This is a genomic window from uncultured Brachyspira sp. (assembly GCF_910578695.1).
GTDB lineage: Bacteria > Spirochaetota > Brachyspiria > Brachyspirales > Brachyspiraceae > Brachyspira.
Map to the genome: position 1 here is coordinate 1 of NZ_CAJTQJ010000018.1, position 19018 is coordinate 19018.

The 19018-nt window shown below is 26.3% G+C and carries 16 protein-coding genes, 1 pseudogene and 1 riboswitch; of the genes and pseudogenes, 11 read left to right on the forward strand and 6 right to left on the reverse strand.

The window, feature by feature from the left end; all coding sequences use genetic code 11:
- Positions 1 to 49: 49 nt before the first annotated feature.
- Genes QZ288_RS06500 through QZ288_RS06520 form a run of 5 tightly spaced genes read left to right on the forward strand, consistent with a single transcriptional unit; the run spans position 50 to position 6206 of the window.
- Positions 50 to 1336 (forward strand): CDP-glycerol glycerophosphotransferase family protein, encoded by a 1287-nt coding sequence (locus QZ288_RS06500; RefSeq protein WP_295156648.1) that lies wholly within the window; start codon positions 50 to 52, stop codon positions 1334 to 1336.
- Positions 1337 to 1348: 12 nt separating this feature from the next.
- Positions 1349 to 2470, forward strand: a complete 1122-nt coding sequence (gene aepY, locus QZ288_RS06505) for a phosphonopyruvate decarboxylase (protein ID WP_295156651.1) — start codon at positions 1349 to 1351, stop codon at positions 2468 to 2470.
- 27 nt (positions 2471 to 2497) lie between these two features.
- Positions 2498 to 4333: a phosphoenolpyruvate mutase gene (gene aepX / locus QZ288_RS06510; protein WP_295156653.1), complete on the forward strand. Its 1836-nt coding sequence runs from the start codon at positions 2498 to 2500 to the stop codon at positions 4331 to 4333.
- Between the two features lie 26 nt (positions 4334 to 4359).
- A complete protein-coding gene (locus QZ288_RS06515) occupies positions 4360 to 5460 on the forward strand; it encodes a 2-aminoethylphosphonate aminotransferase (RefSeq protein ID WP_295156655.1) in 1101 nt (366 codons plus the stop codon).
- Between the two features lie 11 nt (positions 5461 to 5471).
- Positions 5472 to 6206 (forward strand): sugar phosphate nucleotidyltransferase, encoded by a 735-nt coding sequence (locus tag QZ288_RS06520; protein ID WP_295156658.1) that lies wholly within the window; start codon positions 5472 to 5474, stop codon positions 6204 to 6206.
- Between the two features lie 93 nt (positions 6207 to 6299).
- Here the strand turns inward: QZ288_RS06520 and QZ288_RS06525 are convergent.
- A pseudogene (locus QZ288_RS06525) lies at positions 6300 to 6597 on the reverse strand (IS1595 family transposase); the annotation flags it as partial.
- Positions 6598 to 6814: 217 nt separating this feature from the next.
- On the opposite strand from QZ288_RS06525, the gene dapF reads away from it, so the two are divergent.
- Entirely contained in the window at positions 6815 to 7654 is an 840-nt protein-coding gene (dapF, locus tag QZ288_RS06530) for a diaminopimelate epimerase (RefSeq protein ID WP_295156661.1), read from the forward strand.
- Between the two features lie 157 nt (positions 7655 to 7811).
- Complete coding sequence (locus QZ288_RS06535; RefSeq protein WP_295156663.1) at positions 7812 to 8369, forward strand: transglycosylase SLT domain-containing protein; 558 nt, start codon at positions 7812 to 7814, stop codon at positions 8367 to 8369.
- Between the two features lie 38 nt (positions 8370 to 8407).
- Here the strand turns inward: QZ288_RS06535 and flgG are convergent, their stop codons facing one another.
- Entirely contained in the window at positions 8408 to 9202 is a 795-nt protein-coding gene (gene flgG / locus QZ288_RS06540; protein WP_295156667.1) for a flagellar basal-body rod protein FlgG, read from the reverse strand.
- Between the two features lie 167 nt (positions 9203 to 9369).
- Between flgG and QZ288_RS06545 the strand changes: the two genes are divergently transcribed.
- Both QZ288_RS06545 and QZ288_RS06550 read left to right on the forward strand, forming a co-directional pair.
- Positions 9370 to 10758, forward strand: coding sequence for an AAA family ATPase (locus QZ288_RS06545; RefSeq protein WP_295156669.1), 1389 nt, complete (start codon positions 9370 to 9372; stop codon positions 10756 to 10758).
- A gap of 5 nt (positions 10759 to 10763) precedes the next feature.
- Positions 10764 to 11378, forward strand: coding sequence for a hypothetical protein (locus QZ288_RS06550; RefSeq protein ID WP_295156672.1), 615 nt, complete (start codon positions 10764 to 10766; stop codon positions 11376 to 11378).
- A gap of 88 nt (positions 11379 to 11466) precedes the next feature.
- On the opposite strand, the gene QZ288_RS06555 is transcribed toward QZ288_RS06550, so the two are convergent.
- The 3 genes from QZ288_RS06555 to QZ288_RS06565 all read right to left on the reverse strand — a co-directional run bounded on the left by QZ288_RS06555 (position 11467) and on the right by QZ288_RS06565 (position 13898).
- A complete protein-coding gene (locus QZ288_RS06555; RefSeq protein WP_295156674.1) occupies positions 11467 to 12510 on the reverse strand; it encodes an AAA family ATPase in 1044 nt (347 codons plus the stop codon).
- Between the two features lie 19 nt (positions 12511 to 12529).
- Positions 12530 to 13036, reverse strand: a complete 507-nt coding sequence (locus QZ288_RS06560; RefSeq protein WP_295156753.1) for a BatD family protein — start codon at positions 13034 to 13036, stop codon at positions 12530 to 12532.
- Positions 13037 to 13148: 112 nt separating this feature from the next.
- The gene (locus QZ288_RS06565) at positions 13149 to 13898 is read right to left on the reverse strand and encodes a hypothetical protein (protein WP_295156677.1); all 750 of its coding nucleotides are present in this window, start codon (positions 13896 to 13898) and stop codon (positions 13149 to 13151) included.
- Positions 13899 to 14150: 252 nt separating this feature from the next.
- Here QZ288_RS06565 and lysS point away from each other — a divergent pair, with 252 nt between their 5' ends.
- Both lysS and QZ288_RS06575 read left to right on the forward strand, forming a co-directional pair.
- The gene (gene lysS, locus QZ288_RS06570; protein ID WP_295156679.1) at positions 14151 to 15671 is read left to right on the forward strand and encodes a lysine--tRNA ligase; all 1521 of its coding nucleotides are present in this window, start codon (positions 14151 to 14153) and stop codon (positions 15669 to 15671) included.
- A gap of 90 nt (positions 15672 to 15761) precedes the next feature.
- Positions 15762 to 16154, forward strand: a complete 393-nt coding sequence (locus QZ288_RS06575) for a copper homeostasis protein (protein ID WP_295156682.1) — start codon at positions 15762 to 15764, stop codon at positions 16152 to 16154.
- Positions 16155 to 16284: 130 nt separating this feature from the next.
- On the opposite strand, the gene metE is transcribed toward QZ288_RS06575, so the two are convergent.
- Positions 16285 to 18522 carry a 5-methyltetrahydropteroyltriglutamate--homocysteine S-methyltransferase gene (gene metE, locus QZ288_RS06580; protein ID WP_295156684.1) on the reverse strand — a complete coding sequence of 746 codons (2238 nt, stop codon included), beginning with the start codon at positions 18520 to 18522 and terminating at the stop codon, positions 16285 to 16287.
- A gap of 338 nt (positions 18523 to 18860) precedes the next feature.
- A riboswitch (cobalamin riboswitch) is annotated at positions 18861 to 19000 on the reverse strand.
- Positions 19001 to 19018 lie beyond the last annotated feature (18 nt).

Here is a 19018-nt window from a genome sequence, read left to right on the forward strand (position 1 = left end):
TCAAAAATATTATAAACTCTAAAAAGGTTAGTTTTTCGGGAGTATTATAATGTTTGATAAAAAAATAGATATATTAATATTTTTTATTTTAATACAAGCTAATCTTTTCGGATATATAGATCCAGGCACAGGAAGTTTGCTTTTTTCTGCACTTTTTGGGATAATAGGCACTTTATTCTTTTTATCTAAAGCTCTTTTAATAAAATTAAAAACTATGTCATTTTCTAAAAATAAATCCATAGATACAGAGGCTTCTAAAAAGGCTAGGATAATAATTTACGGAGAAGATAAAAGATACTGCAATGTATTTAAGCCTATAATAGAAGAATTAATTAAATTAGAAATGCCAGTAATATATTATAGTTCAAGCGAAGATGATCCTATATTTGAAATAAAAAATGATTTGCTTCATACGGAGTTTATAGGGGTAGGAAATAAAGCTTATGCTAAATTGAATTTTATAGAAGCGGATATCTGCTTAATGACAACTCCGAATTTAGATGTTTTTCAATTAAAACGCTCTAAAGGGGTAAAAAAATACATTCATATATTTCATGCTCCTAATGAAGCATCATTATATTGCTTGTATTCTTTAGATTTTTTTGATGCTGTATTATTAAGCGGTGAGAATCAAATTTCTGATATAAGAGAATTAGAAAATACTAGAAATACTAAATTAAAAGATTTAGAAATTATAGGAAGTACTTATTTAGATGAACTCAATAAAAAGAAAGAAGCAGCTTCAAAATCTATTACTAAAGTACAAAATAAAAAAACTGTTTTGATAGCTCCTTCTTGGGGTATGAACGGGCTTCTTACTAGATTTGGAGAAAAAATTATAGATCCTATTTTAGAAAGCGGATATTATGTAATTATACGCCCTCATCCTCAATCTAGTATATCAGAAAGAGATATGCTTGAAAGATTAAAAAATAAATATAAAAACAATGCTGATATAGAATGGGATTTTAATATAGACAATATTTATTCTTTATCAAAAGCTGATGTTATGATATCTGATTTTTCAGGCGTAATATTTGATTATGCTTTTCTTTTTGATAAACCTGCTATTATACCTAGTTTTAGTTTTGATAAAAGGGGATATGATGCTTTTGAATTAAAAGAAGAAACTTGGACATTCAAAACCTTACCGAATATTTCTATTTCAATAGATGAGAATAACTTTTCTAATATATCAAGTATTATTGAATATACAATTAATAATAATGAATTAAAAGATAATATTATTAAAGCTAAAGAAGAGGCTTATAAGTTTCAAGGAGAAGCGGCAAAAAATGGAGCTTTAGTTTTGAAAACATATTTAGAATCTGTTTAGGAAACTTATTTTATGATTAAAGCTTATGATTTTATAAATTTATTAAATGAGTACAATATTAATTTTTTTACAGGAGTTCCAGATTCTAAACTGCAAAGTTTTTGTGATAAACTTATGGAAAAATATGGAATTTCGGATAGTCATATTATAGCTGCTAATGAAGGCAATGCTGTTGGTCTTGCCTGCGGTTATAATTTGGCTTCAGGCAATTATCCTTGTGTTTATTTACAAAATAGCGGAATTGGAAATATTATAAATCCTGTTGCATCTCTTTTAAATGAAAAAATATATGCTGTGCCTGTTTTATTTATTATCGGATGGAGAGGTGAGCCTGATATTAAAGATGAACCGCAGCATCTGTTTCAAGGTGAGATAACATTAAAACTGCTTGATGATTTAAATATTGTATATGAGGTTTTGGATAAAAATGCTACATACGATATTGTAAAAGATTTTTTAAGTAGTTTCAAATCATTATTAGATAAAGGCATACAGGCGGCATTTGTTATTAAAGACGGTTTTTTTGAAAAAGAAAAATTATTTGATTACAAGAATACTAATGAGTTAATTAGGGAAAAAGCCATAGAAAAAATTTTAGAATATTCTAAAAATGATATTATAGTTTCAACTACAGGTAAGATTTCTAGAGAGCTGTTTGAAATTAGAGAAAATAATAAATTTGGGCATAATAATGATTTTTTAACAGTTGGTTCTATGGGACATAGTTCTATGATAGCATTATCCATAGCATTACAAAAGAAAAATAAAAGAATTTGGTGTTTAGACGGAGATGGTGCCGTACTTATGCATATGGGAGCTTTACCAATTATTGGAAGCAGAAAACCTAATAATTTTGTTCATATAGTTTTAAATAATGCAGCCCATGAGTCTGTCGGAGGAATGCCTACAGCTGCTGATAAAATTAATTTACCTGAAATAGCCAAAAAATCAGGCTATGAATTTTCAGCTGCAGTTGATAGTTTAGATGAATTAGATGATATACTTATAAATTTAAAAAATGTTTTATCATTTATTGAAGTAAAAGTTTCTATTTTTTCTAGAAAAGATTTAATAAGACCTAATATAACTCCATTAGATAATAAGAATAATTTCATTAAATTTTTAAGAGAATAAAACATATCATTAAACAGCAGGATTTTTATGAAAGCTATTATTTTGAAATCTGATTTTTCTTCATATATTGTTCATAATGATGAAGATTTATTGAAAAGGCAATTAAGATTATTAAGTAAATTTGCAATAACAGATATATATTTTTTATATAACAGCAATAGTATAGATGAATATTGCAGGGAATATAACATTAATTATTATATTGCAGATGATATTTATAATGTGATTGATGGAAATTTAGAAGATGATATACTAATATTAAATGGAGATTCTATATTTTCTGAAGCTGTTTTAAGCGATGTACTTTCTTTTAATACTAAATCAGCTGCTGTAAATAGCTATGCAAATATTTCTGATAATATAAAAAATATAGATATTAATACAAGAGATAATTTATTCTATTATTTTCCTATAATAAAAATTAATAAATTTTCAAATATAAGTGATTATAGTAAAATATTTGAATTTGAGGATATTTCATTAATAGATAATAATAGAAGTGAAATTTGTATAGTTTTAGATGATGATATAAAAAATAGAGAATATATTAATAATTATTTTAATAAGCAAAGAGTTGTTTATTTAGCATTCAGTACAGATATAATACATGGCGGACATATAAGAATATTGAAAAAAGCTAAAGAGTTAGGAAAAGTTGTAGTTGGTGTTATGGGCGATCAGGCTGTAGCTAGTTTTAAAAGGTATCCTGTACTTGATTATGAACATAGATACGAAATTATCAAAAACATTAAGTATGTTGATGAAGTTATTGAGCAAAAGACTTTGAGTTATACAGATAATTTAATGAGTATAAAGCCTGATTATGTTGTACATGGCGATGAGTGGAGAGATGATAATTTAAAATATATTAGAGAAGAAACTATAAATACTTTAAAAAAAATAGGCGGCATATTAATAGAATACCCTTTTTCTAAAGATAAGGAATTTAATGTATTGGAATATAAATCAGCTGAATATTTGTCTGTGCCAGAAATAAGGAGAGGAAGATTAAAAAAAATACTTTCCTATAAACCAACAGTTTCTATTATAGAAGCACATAATGGTTTAACAGGATTGATAGCTGAAAAAACTACAGTAGTAAAAGATGGAAAATATTATCAATTTGATGGAATGTGGGTATCTAGCTTATGTGATTCTACTTCAAGAGGAAAACCTGATATAGAATTGGTTGATTTATCATCAAGACTTCAGACTATTAATGAAATAATGGAAGTTACTACTAAACCTATAATATTAGATGCTGATACAGGCGGACTTATAGAACATTTTATCTATAATGTAAAAACTTTAGAGCGTATAGGAGTTTCTGCTGTTATTATAGAAGATAAAATAGGATTAAAGAAAAATTCTCTTTTTGGAACAGAAGTTGAACAGCAGCAGGATACTATAGAAAATTTTTGTAATAAAATAAGTTCTGGTAAAAAAGTATTAAAAACAAAAGATTTTATGATAATAGCTAGAATAGAAAGTCTTATTTTAGAAAAAGGCATGGAAGATGCTTTAAATAGGGCATTTGAATATTCTAAAGCCGGAGCTGATGGTATAATGATACATTCCAGAAAAAAAGAGCCAGATGAAATATTTGAATTTTGTAATAAGTTTAGAGAAAAAGATAATAAAAGCTATTTGGTTGTTGTGCCTACTACATTTAATACTGTTACAGAAGATGAATTTAGCTGTATGGGTGTTAATATAGTTATATATGCTAATCAGCTTACAAGAAGTGCTTTTCCTGCTATGAAGAAAACTGCAGAAACTATACTTTATAATAGAAGGGCAAAAGAGGCTGATGATATGTGTATGTCTATAAAAGATATACTTACTTTAATACCTGAAGAATAAAATATAATATTTTTGGAGATAAATTTATGAATATAAAAAGAAATATATTATTAAATCCCGGTCCTGCTACAACTACTGATACTGTTAAAATGGCTCAAATTGTAAGTGATATTTGTCCTAGAGAAAAAGAGTTTGGAGAAGTTATGGAATTTATAATTGAAGAACTCACAAGCTTTGTTGCTGATACTAAAGATTATACTGCTGTTTTATTTGGAGGAGCTGGAACTGCTGGAGTGGAGGCTGTTCTTTCTTCTATCTGTAATGGGAAAAAGATTTTAGTTATTAATAATGGTTCTTATAGTGAAAGAATGATAGAAATACTATCTACTTATGACGCTGATTTTTATAATTATGAGAGCGATTTAATAAAACCAATAGATTATCAAAAGTTAGAAGAAGTTTTAAAAAGCAGTAATTTTGATTATATATGTGCTGTGCATAATGAAACAGGTACTGGGCTTTTAAATGATATTGGGCATATAGGTTTATTAGCAAAAAAATATAATATTGAGTTTATTGTTGATGCTATGAGTTCTTATGCAGGAATTCCAATAGATATGAAAAAAATGAATATACATTTTCTTATAGCTAGTTCAAATAAAAATATTCAAGGTATGGCTGGCATTGCTTTTGTTATATGCAATAGAGTTTCACTAGAAAGATTAAAAAATATTAAATCAAAAAGCTATTATTTAGATTTATATGCACAGTATAGTAATTTTACTAAAACCAAACAAACAAGATTTACGCCGCCTGTTCAAACATTATATGCTTTAAAACAAGCTGTAATAGAAACAAAAGAAGAAACTATAGAAAATAGAAATAAGAGATATACAGAATCTTTTGAAACTTTAATATTAGGTTTGAAAAAATTAAATTTGAAGCTTTTATTAGATTATGAGTGTCAGTCAAAGATTATAACTGCAATATTTGAACCAGAATGCGAAGGATATAATTTTGATAATATGCATAACTATTTATATGAAAGAGGCTTTACTATTTATCCGGGTAAAATTTCTAATTTTAATACTTTTAGAGTAGCAAATATTGGTGCTATAGATAAAAATGATATATCTGATTTTTTAAATATTTTAGAAGAATATTTAAAAAGTATTAAGTATATATAATAAGGATTTTAATGAGGGGAATAATACTTGCAGCTGGAAAAGGAACTAGGCTGTATCCATTTACTTTAAAAGAACCCAAGCCTTTATTTAAAGTTAATGGCAGGACGCTTTTGGAAAGAAATATAGAATTTCTGCATTCTAATAATATATACGATATTACAATAGTTACAGGCTATATGAATGAAGCTTTTGATTATTATGCAGATAAATATAATTTGAAAAAAGTTGTATCTGATGTATATGATAAAAAAAATAGCAGCAGTTCTCTTAATTTAGTACTCGATATACTTGATGATACTTTAATTATTAACGGAGATATTTATATAAAAGAAAATGTTTTTCCATATATAAAACCTAATGTTTCACAAATAATATCAAAACAAATAGTAAAAGGCGAGGAAGACGGATACATTGCAAGAGATTCCGATAATAGGGTAATAAAGATTGTAAAAAAATCTGCTTCAGGATATGGCGATACAGGAATGATGTATTTAGTTGGTGATATGGCTAGAGCTGTTGCAGAAAAATTGCCGTTTGCAAAAGATGATGAATTTTGGGAAGATATAGTTTATAGTTTAATTGATGATTATCCAATATATCTTACAAAAATACCTAATATAGTTGCTGAAATAGATTCAGCAAGAGATGTTATATTGGAAGGATTAATGACTAAAGAAGATATCATTAATGCATGTAATAATGATAGTTATTTGCTAGAAAAAATTGAAGATATATTAAAATTATAATTGTGACTGTCTTAGATAATTAAAAAAGCTCCGTTTTTGCTTAATAATACCAAATAATGTTGTATTTATTATTTTTACATAATACTTTCTTCATCTTTTCAATAAACCAAATATTTATATTTTATCTTTAGCTCCTATTCCTCTTTTTCCTTTTCTTTTACCGCCAAAGTATCTTTACGAAGTACATTCTTGCGGTGTCATCAACTTCTATTTCACCATTAAAAATTTCTTTTTCTGTTTCATATTCAAATATTAATTCTCTTAATCTTAAAAAATAATAAGAAGCTCTAGTTTTATTAACTTTTACTAAGATTAAAGATGTCCTTGCTGCAAAATGTTCTATTAATTTTAATTGCTTTTCTTTAATCAACGCCAAAGGCGTGCATTTCATACCTAAATTTTAACAAATTTAAGTTATCTAGGACAGTCCCTTATTTTTTATTATTTATAATATAAATTTTTTTTATAATGTTAGAATATAATTTTTATTATATATTACAAAATAATGTATAGAGTAATAGTCCTACTTTTTTATAAACAAATGGTATTTACTTAATTTAAAATTTATTATAAAATAAACGGCAAAAATTATGTTAGGGTTTTTTAATATGACTTTGTCATTTACTAAGATGCATGGCATAGGAAATGATTATATTTATATAAATTGCTTTAAAGAGAAATTTACAGCTGAAGATGCTGCCGAATATTCTCCTATACTAAGCAATAGACATTATTCTATAGGTGCTGACGGAATAATACTTATAATGCCTAGTGAAAAAGCTGATGTGCAAATGAGAATGTTTAATTCTGACGGAAGCGAAAGCGAGATGTGCGGCAATGGTATAAGATGCGTAGCAAAATATACTTATGACAGAGGAATTAGTAAGAATAATCCTCTAAAAATAGAAACATTAAGGGGAATATTAGATGCCGAATTATTTATAAAAGACGGAGAAGTTGATACTGTAGAAATTAGTATGAGTTTTCCTATATTTGAAGGTCTTAAAATCCCAACTACTATAAATAAAACTCCTATTATTGATGAGCCTATGATATTCAATAATAAAACATATTATTTTACTGCTGTTTCTATGGGAAATCCTCATTGCATTATATTTGTTGATAATGTTTCAGATATGAATATTAATGATATAGGAAGTTATATAGAAAATAATAGCATATTTCCAAATAGAACTAATGTAGAGTTTGTAGAGATTATAAATAGGGGAGAGGTAAGACAGAGAACTTGGGAGAGAGGCAGCGGAGAAACTTTAGCCTGCGGTACAGGTGCATCAGCTGTATGTGCGGCAGGTTTTATTAGCGGCAGAACAGATAATATTATACTTAATCATCTTTTAGGCGGAGATTTAATATTAAGATATGAGAATAATATTGTATTTATGAAAGGGGAAGCAAGATATTCTTTTGACGGCTCTGTTAGTATATAATTAGATATCATCTCAATATGCATAAATCATAGTAAAAAGTCATATTTTTTAACGATATTTTAAGAAAAATATCAATTTTTTAATATAATTAGTATAATTTTTTTTATTTTAATAAGTTATTTAAATAACAGAAAATAAAATTTTAAATAGGAAGTTTATGAAAAGAATAATTATAATATTAATTTTATTTATTTGTAATCTCAATTTGGAGACGCATAGTTTTAACATCAATGACTACTCTTTTCCTTCTAATAATGTTGCAACTTTAATTAAAGATGTATCTAATCATTATAATCAGGATTTTTGGTTTATAAAATATGTTTTTGATGTTTGCAGTAATTATAATGTTGATCCTCTTTTAATGGTTGCTTTAATCAAAGTAGAAAGCAGTTTTATACCTACAGCTTTATCAAGAAAAAATGCTTACGGATATTGTCAGATAACTCCTATAGCTAATAAAGATGTTGATCCTACTTTAAATAGATATAATGTTAAAGATAATATTATACTTGGAGTAAGATTTATAGATAAGCTTTTGGATAAATTTGACGGTGATATTGTAAAAGCCCTTAGATATTATAATGCTGGAAATTCTTATGATGTATTAGGAAAAACTTATGCTGAAAATATAAAATATGAGTATGATACTATGGTTAATCTTTATTTAAAAGATGAAGATTCTTATAAAACTATATATAGAAAAGAGGCTTTTTAAAGCCCCTTTCTATTACTAGTTATATTTTAGTTTTTTATTTATCTTTTTAAATTTACAACAGTAGCAAGTAAATTATCGCTTGTCTGTACTGCTTTAGAGTTCATTTCATAAGCTCTTTGTGCCACAATCATATCCACCATCTCATCAACAACTTTAACATTAGACATTTCTACAAAGCCTTGATGTATTCTAGGAAAACCGTTTGTACCAGCCTCTCCTTCAAAAGCAGGTCCGCTTGCTATTGTTTCTTTATATAGATTATCTCCTATAGATAGAAGTCCTGGCTGATTTATAAATCTATGAAGTGTAATTTGTCCTATTTCTACAGGATCATTTTCATCGCCTATCTTTACGGAAACAACTCCCTCTCTTGATATATTTATTTGTTCTATTAAAAAATTTTCAGGGAATACTATTTCAGGAAGCAGTCTGTATCCGTTTGAAGTAACCATCTGTCCATTAGCATCAATCTTGAAAGAACCGTCTCTAGTATATGAAACACTTCCGTCAGGCATTAATACTTGAAAAAATCCTTCTCCTTCTAATGCCAAATCAAGTTTATTTCCTGTAGCCTGTAAAGAGCCTTGATCAAACATTTTCTGAGTAGCGGCACTTTTTACACCTAATCCTGTCTGAAGTCCTACAGGTGTTACAGTATCTTCTGTAGCAGGAGTTCCTTGTATTTTTAAGTTTTGATATATTAAATCTTCAAAATCAGCTCTTACTTTTTTATATCCTATAGTATTAACATTTGCAAGGTTATTGGCTATAGTATCAGTTTTAAACTGCATACCATTCATACCGCTTGCAGCTGTCCATAAAGAACGTACCATATAATACACTCCGTTATTTTATAAATTTATTGATATTAAATTTTCGGTAATTATAAAAATTGCTTTATAGAATTTATATTAAGCTGTTTATGTTCTGTTTTCTAAAATACTTGTTAAAGATAAAATTCTATTATAAAATAATACAAATTAAAAAAGGTATTTTGAAAATGTCATATTCCAAGCTAATAATTAAAAATTTCGGTAAAATTAAAGAGGCAGAAATAGAACTTTCTAACTTTATATTGTTTATAGGCGATAATAACAGCGGAAAAAGCTATTTGATGACATTGATATACGGTTTGATAAAATATAATAATAATATTGCAAATATTATGCTTCAGGATAAGGAATTTATTTACAGCTTGGAAGAATATAAAAAAATTAAAGATATAGTTGATAAATACATAAATATAAATGATATAGAAATAAAAAATAACAGTTTTATTTTAGATAGTTTTTTAATATATAAAAATGCTGATAAACAATTTAATCTTTTAAAAAAGAATGAAGTTGATTTATTTTATGAATTATTAAATAAACTATTAAATAAATATAAAACAGAAATTTTAAAATTCATTTTTAATGATAATGATAATTTAATAAATTTAGATACTATATATTTTGATTATTCAAATTATTTATTTAATATTTTTATTGCTAAAGAATTTATATTTATTAATAAATTAGATTGTATTTCTCAATTAGATATAGATAAAGATGATAATATTGATTATATTTTTATAATTAGAAATATAATTTCCAATCTATTAGAAAATAATTTTTATTCTTTAGGGTTAAAATTTTTACCAACATCAAGAACAGGTTTTTTATTAACATATAAAGAATTATCAAAAATATCAAATATGCAGCAATTTAGCATTGGGGAGAAAAAAGAAAAAACTCTGTTTCAGAAACCTATTATAGATTTCATTAATAGCTTAATAGGTTTATCTTATAATTATAAAGAAAATGATAATTATAAAGATGTAATAGAAATACTTGAAAACAATATATTTAAAGGTAAAATAAATCTTAATGAAGAAACAAATGCTATGTATTATCAGCCTAATAACAGCGATTTGAAAGTACCTATGCATTTATGTTCTGCTGTTATAACAGAAGCTGCCCCATTATATTTATTTTTGAAATATAAAAATGAAGTCGGAAGTTTATTTATAGAGGAGCCTGAATTATCATTGCATTTAAAATTGCAGAAGCAAATAGCTTGTGTATTAATTAATTTAGTTAATAAAAAAAGAAATATTATAATATCTACTCACAGCGACACTATATTAGAACATATAAATAACATGGCAGTGCTTCATAGCATAAAAGATGAAAATAAAAAAAATCAAATAATGAAAGAGTATTCATATACAGAAAATGACATAATAGATATAGAAAAAGTTAGAATATATCAATTTGATACTGATGATAATGATATAACAGCTATAAAAGAATTGAAAGGAGGCAGAGAAACAGGATTTTATATAGAAACATTTCATAAATATATAAATAATGCCTCTTTAGAATATGATGCAATAAATGAAGGTTAATAATTATGGACGATTTTGATAAACTTTATAATTCTCCTTTCATATATAATCAAAAATATTTATTTGATAATAAAATGTGTAAAATTGATATCAGAGAAGATGTTTTTACTATAAAAGATAAAAAATCAAATATGGAATGTTGTATAAAATTAATAGGCAAATCTATTTGTTCATCAGATATAGAAGGACAAAAAAAATTTAATCATTTAAAAATTCAAAAATGTGCTGATGCCGTTATTATAAATAAAAATTCTAATAATACATTTGACTTGCATATAATAGAATTAAAAAATAGTATTCATGATAATGATTTAAAAGAACTTCACAAACAATTTTTAGGTGCATATTTGAGAATAAGAGCTATTTTTCTAGCTTATTCTAATGATATAGAAAATATAAAGTTTTATTTAGTATATAAAAATAATATTAATTCTTATAATAATTCCAAGCAAAATAACAGTACAAACAAGATAAAAGACAATATAAATCTAAGAAGATTATTGAAACAAAATAAGATAATTAATAATGTACATTTAAAAATCTATCCTTTTAATTCTAATATATTAGATATAATAAAATATGATATAAGTAAAAATAATGAAATTCTTAACTTAATTTAAAATAAATTGTTATAATAAAAAAAGACAGATTAATTTTTTAATCAGGCTTTATAATTAATTAATATTTTTTATTTTAAAGCATTAATAATTAAGGTACATTAATATTAGCAAGAATATTTTCTATTATCATATCGCTGTTTACATTTTCAGCCTGAGCTTCATAGCTTATGCTTATTCTATGTCTTAATATCTCATAAGCAACCGCTCTTATATCTTCAGGCATAACAAAACCTCTGCCTAGCATCATAGCATTTGCTTTAGCTGCTTTAGTTAAATATATTCCAGCTCTTGGAGAAGCTCCGTATTCTATATATTCGCTTTGAAGCTTATAATCTTTTGGATTTCTTGTTGCATCTATTATATTTACTATATAATCTATTAATCTTTCTTCTATATGTATTTGATTAGCCAATTTTCTTAATTTTTCTATAGTTTCTATCGTAGTTATAGATTTTAATTCAGCAGGTTTTGAAGATGACATACTTTTAATGATAGTTTTTTCTTCGCTTTTTGTAGGATATTTTACTATTACTTTAAGCATAAATCTATCAACCTGAGCTTCAGGCAAAGGATATGTTCCTTCCTGTTCTATAGGGTTTTGAGTGGCTAATACCAAAAATACATCCGGTAATTTATATGTTTTATCTCCTATTGTAACCTGATGTTCTCCCATAGCTTCTAAAAGTGCTGACTGTACTTTAGCAGGAGAGCGGTTTATCTCATCTGCTAATATTATATTAGAAAATATAGGACCTTGTTTTGGAATAAATGCAGAATTTTTTATATCATAAATCTCTGTTCCAACTATATCTGCAGGAAGCAAATCAGGAGTAAACTGTATTCTTTTGTATGAGGCGTCTACTGTGCTTGCTAAAGATTTTACAGTTAATGTTTTTGCAAGTCCGGGTACGCCTTCCAATAATACATGCCCATCGCATATAATACCAAGTAAAAGTTTATCTATCATATTTTCCTGACCGATTATAACTTTTTTTATTTCATTTTTTATAGCATTTACAACATCAAGTGCCATTTTTGAGGCTTCGGATATAACCTGCAAATCTTTACTTGTGCTGCTTATCTCATTATTAATTTCATTTGTATTTTCGCTGTTATTAATATTATCTGACATTATCATTCCTTTATGTTTTTTAATTATTCATTTTTTTATTTTTAAAGTTATTATTATTTAATTTATACTGATCTTTCACAAATTTATAAATTAAAAATGCAATAAGTACTATAATAATCCATTGTCCTATTATAATTAATAAGAACCAAAAATTAAATACTCTTATATTATATTCATCTATCATCTGTTCTTTGGGAATCAAGCTGTTTCCTCTTTCTATGTTATAGTATCTTGCCTCTAACTGCGGTATTTTAAGTTTGCCGCTTCTTACAGGCTTCATAGTATATATTATTTTATAATTCATAGTTGGAATTTCATTTTCTTTATGTATAGTTTCTATTTCAACTTTTTCATTAATTACTTCAAAATCGCTTACGGCATTAGTATTAATTCCCTCTGCTTTGAATTTATCCGCATCTCCTGTATAAATAAGAGAGTACTCCAAATTCTGCCATAGATACATATTTTTTTTATTTATTTTTTCTTCTACTATGACTATTGAATATAGGGCATTTGATATTATCATTATTAAAAAAATATAGTATTTAATCATTGAAGTAGATTATATAAAAACATAAAAAAAGTCAATATATAATAATAAATACTTATAAAGTTATTGGTATATATTTTATAATCAATTATCTTACAAATCTGCTGAAATCAAATGTATATGATAGCGAAACCCCTATACCAAAATAGAATCCGCTTGCTAATTGCTCCAAATACGGAGTTAAGTTAAATGAAAGACTTGCATCGCTGTTCAATACTAAATAAATACCAAGCCCTAAACGGTTAAGATATAGTACAGCACTATTATAAAAATCATAAGCAAAATGATATTCTAAATATATTCCAGCTAAAGAAAATCCGAATAAAGCTCCAGGATAAACACCGAAGGCAGTTTTTAATCTAATAGATTCAACTACACCCCTAGGATCATTAAAATACATTGGAAGCTCAAGATTTAAAAATATTGTAAAAAAGTCTCCCAATCCTATTAAATAATGCAGCTGAGGATTAAGCCCGAACTTTTGTTTAGATGAACCCGGAAATAATACTTCTACGCCTCCTATAAAACCATTAAAAAATTGAAATCTAGGCATTATAGAAAATTGAGGCTGTCCTTCAACACCTACCCCTAGTTTGGGCGTGTATGTAATAGGAAGAACTCTTGCAAATATATCAAAATTCCTTAATATTCCGAAATTGAGCATAATAGGTGTTGAGAAAGTGTATTTATTTTTTACCCCTATTCTGTCATTATTAATATAAATTGTACCGCCTAAACGCAATGCCCCTGTCATACCTGTATACATATTGTATGGAAAAGAGTATGCTAATGCAGATGTCATTAATATTAAAACAAATATAAACAAAAACTTTTTCATTATTTTTTTTCTTAAAAACTATAATATATTTCACATTAATAATAGTATATTATAGAAAAAATATCAAGCAGCAATAATCTTCATAAATCAGCAGAATATTGTTTTATAAATAAATTAATTAATTAATTTATTTATGATTTATTCTTTTTTTATAATTTTTATAGAATTTTTTTTATTTTTGATATATATTTATAGAAAAATTTTTATGTTATTTTCATTACAAATAGCAAATAATTTAAGAGGGATAAATTAATGTCAGAAAATCAAAATAATTCTGAAAATACGCAAAATGAAAAAAATACTAGTGCAGAAAAAGAAAATAGAAAAGAAAAATTAAATGCATTAAGAAGTATGGGAATTAATCCTTTTCCTAACAGCTATGATGTAACTTATAAATCAAAGGATATATCGGATAATTTTGAAGAGTTAGAGAAAAATGAAACAGAAGTTGCCATTGCAGGAAGGATTATGCTTTATAGGGTAATGGGCAAATCTTCATTTTTAACTATAAAAGATGCATTAGGAGCAATTCAGGCTTATATACAGAAAGATAAAGTAGGAGATGAATTTTATAATACAGTATTTAAAAAGTTAATAGATATAGGAGATATTGTAGGAGTAAAAGGAACTGTTTTTAAAACTAAAACAGGAGAGATAACAATATATGCTAATGAGCTTAAACTTCTTACAAAATCACTTAATCCTCTGCCTGAAAAATTTCACGGATTAACAGATACAGAACTTCGCTATAGACAAAGGTATGTTGATTTAATAATGAACGATGATGTTAAAGAGGCATTTATTAAAAGGTCTAAAATGATTTCTGCTGTAAGAGAGGTTATGATAGAAAATAATTTTTTAGAAGTAGAAACCCCTATGATGCATCCTTTAATAGGAGGAGCTAAAGCCAAGCCTTTTATTACTCATCATAATACTTTGGATATGACTTTATATTTGAGAATAGCACCTGAACTTTATCTGAAGAGATTAGTTGTAGGAGGATTCGATAAAGTTTTTGAGCTTAATAGAAATTTCCGTAATGAAGGCATATCTACAAAACATAATCCTGAGTTTACTATGATGGAAGCATATATGGCTTATGCTAATTTTCATAAGGTTATGGAATTGGTGGAAGAAGTTTTTTCTAAAGTATGCTTCAAATTAAATGGAAAATATACTTCTCAGTATAAAGATTATGAGATTAATTTTAAGCCTCCTTTTGCAAGAATTTCTATGTCTGATTTGGTAAAAGAGCATTCAGGACTTGATTTTAATGCTATAGAGACAGATGATGAGGCATTAGAAAAGGCTAAATCAATAGGAATAGAAATAGATACTTCAAAAACTAAGCCTTCTAAATGGGAGATAATGGTTACAGTATTTGAAGAAAAAGTTGAAGAAAAACTAATACAGCCTACATTTGTTATTAATTATCCTAAATCAGTTTCACCTCTTTCAAAATCATATCCTGATAATCCTGAAATTACAGAGAGATATGAATTATTTATAGGCGGTATGGAGATGTCTAACGGATTCAGCGAGCTTAATGATCCTATAGACCAGAAAGAGCGTTTTGAAGAACAGCTAAAGGCTAAGGAAAGAGGCGAAGATGAAACTATGGATATGGATTTAGATTATATCAATGCTTTGGAGTATGGGCTTCCTCCTACAGGCGGGCTTGGAATAGGTATTGACAGAATGGCTATATTATTTTTGAATGTAGGAAGTATTAGAGATACTATACTTTTCCCTCAGATGAGGAAATTAGATTAGTGAAAACTATATAAATACTTATTGTTAATTTTTATTAATATTTTTAATTAAAAAATTAAAAAATAATCAAATATAAAAAAGAGGGTGAATATGAAAAAATTTTACTTATTGTTAATCATTTTTATGCTTGCTATTTCTTGTTCTAATAATAGAGAAAGCAATCATAATAATGCAGCAGAAACTCAATTAAGTTCAAATACTCAAGTGTTTGAAGGGGATTTTGTTTATTATGCTGATTCTGCTGTTTTCAGCAATTATGCAGAAATGAAAAATTATCCTGTAGCTATGGAAGGAGAGTATATTAATTTGGAGAGAGAATATACAGGATTTAATTTTGATGAGCCTTTTAAAGTTAATCTAAAAGCTGAAGGTTATTTAGAAGAAAGGCAAGGAATGGAAGAAGGTACTACAAATATGTTTTTAATAGTTACAAAAATAATAGGTTTTGATACTAATAAAACAATGCCTTTATTTCAAGAATAATAATATTTTAACTATGCATATATTATGCTGGTATATAATTTTATGTCCGCATTTTTATTTAAAAAATACTAAATAAGATTGTTAAATACCGCAGATAATAAAATATTATTTGCGGTACTTTTAGATATTTTTATTTATTTATTTTCTTTACAGCCTCAACCATATTCTTTAAGCTAGGTTTTACCTCTTCCCATTTTCTTGTTTTAAGTCCGCAGTCTGGATTAATCCATAACTGTTCTTTAGGAAGTACCTCCAACAAAGCATTTATTTGATTAATAAACTCTTCTACACTTGGAATTCTAGGGCTATGTATATCATAAACACCAGGTCCTATTTCATGAGTATATCCTATTTTTTCAAAAACTTTTAAAAGCTCATTTCCGCTCCTTGAAGTTTCTATACTTATAACATCAGCATCTAATTTTTCTATTGTTTTTATTATGTCATTAAAATCGCTGTAACACATATGAGTATGAATTTGTGTTTCAGTTCTAGCTATTGAAGTTGCTATTTTGAAACTTTCAACTGCCCATTTTTCGTAACTGCTTATATTTTCTTTTCTAAGAGGATATCCTTCTTTGAAAGCAGCTTCATCTACTTGAATAATTTTTATACTAGAGTTTTGCAAGTCATTTATTTCATCTGATATTGCAAAGGCAATTTGTTTGCAAACTTCGCTTCTATCTATATCATTTCTCACAAAGCTCCAATTAAGTATAGTAACAGGACCTGTGAGCATTCCTTTTACTATTTTGTTTGTTAAGCTTTGTGCATAAGCTATCCACTTTACAGTCATAGCTTTTGGTCTTGAAATATCTCCGTAAATTATAGGAGGCTTGACGCATCTGCTTCCATAACTTTGAACCCAAGCATTCTCGCTAAATACAAAGCCATTTAATTGTTCTCCAAAATATTCAACCATATCATTTCTTTCAGGTTCTCCATGTACTAAAACATCTAAACCTACACTTTCCTGAAATTCGATTGTATTTTTTATATATTCTTTTATTTTTGATTCATATTCTTCTGCGCCTATTTGTCCTTTTTTATAATACATTCTTACAGCTCTTATTTCACTCGTTTGAGGGTATGAACCTATTGTTGTTGTGGCAAGATTCGGGTATTTTAATAATTTTCTTTGTACTTTTATTCTTTCTTTAAAATCTAAATCTCTGCTTATTTTATAATCACTTTTCATTCTATTAAAAACATCATCATCATTGATTTTTTTAGAGTTTAAACGATTATTATTAATATTTATATTTTCTTCAAAATATTTTTTCTCTTCTTCTGATACTTTATCAAAAAATATATTTTCTAAAACTTCTATTTCTTTTATCTTATCCATAGAAAAACTAAGCCATGAAAGTATATCTTTATCCATTTTTAATTCATTATTTTTGCTGTAAGGAACATGAAGCAAAGAGCATGAACTGCTTATAACTATTTTATTTTTTGGTATGTATTGCGATATTTTATTAAGCATTTCTAATTTATTTTGTAAATTACTTATCCATATATTTCTGCCGTCTATAATGCCAGCATAAAGAGTTTTTCCTGATTTTGATATTTTTTCTATAATTTCTAAATTTTTACTTCCGTATACAAAATCTAGTCCTAAAGCGAATATACCAGTTTTTAGAAGTATATTACTAGCTTCATTGCTATGTTCAAAATATGTTGTTACTATAGCTTTCAAATTTTTTTGTGATATTTCATTATACACTTCTTTAATATATTTAAAAAATAAATTATTTTCTCCTTTCACAAAAATAGGTTCATTAAATTCTATGATAATTTCTTTATCTAATTTTGATAATTCATCTAAAAGCTCAAAGTATATATTTTTCACATTATTGAATATCTCATCAAAACTTCCGTCTGTAATTTTACTAAGTTCTATAAAAGTAAATATTCCTATTAAACTTATTTTTGGTTTATACCCCAAATTTTTAGCTTCATTATACTGCTTAATTATATAATCAATATTTAATTTGTATTTATCATCAATACTAAGTTCTGGTACAACATAATGATAATTAGTATTGAACCATTTTGTCATTTGGCATGCAACAGAATCTTTATTTCCTCTAGCCATAGCAAAATAACATTCTAATCCATTTAAATGTGAAAATCTCTTTGGTACAGCACCTATTGCAAATGCTAAATCAAGCATATTATCATAAAAGCTGAAATCATTGACACATACATTATCAAGATTTTTTTGATAATTCCAATGTTTTGCTCTTAGCTCAGCTGCTGTTTTTTCTAAATCTTTTTCACTTGATTTAGAAGACCAAAATAATTCAAGAGATTTTTTTAGTTCTCTGTTTTCTCCAATTCTTGGAAAACCTATAATATGTCCCATATAGAACTCCTTTTTATTTTTTGTATATTATTACCTAATATAGGTATATAATTTTGCATAATAATTGAGAATTATGAATTGTATTTTTGATGCAGTATTATACTGCTAATATTTTGGTATTAGCATAAATCTTACAATCAAAGTTTTGTAATTTAATAAATGAAAATCACATTAGAATAGTTAAAGGTATTTTAAGAAACATTAAAGTTTTAAATATTAATAAAAGATTATTAATTGTTATTTTGTTTTGCATATTAACTCCTTTTAATAAAAAATTGCAGATTATAAGATGATGCAATCTTTTATAGGAGTGCAAGAGAAAATTATTAATCTAGTGCACTCGACTGATTATTAAAATAAGGTATTCCGACTTCGTTAACTAAAAATTAGTCAATCTTTACGGCTGCGTGCCAGCGAGGGATTTTCACCCAGATTCCCCTTAAATATTTAATATAAATATTCTTGTTTATTATAATATAAAAATATTTTTTTTCAA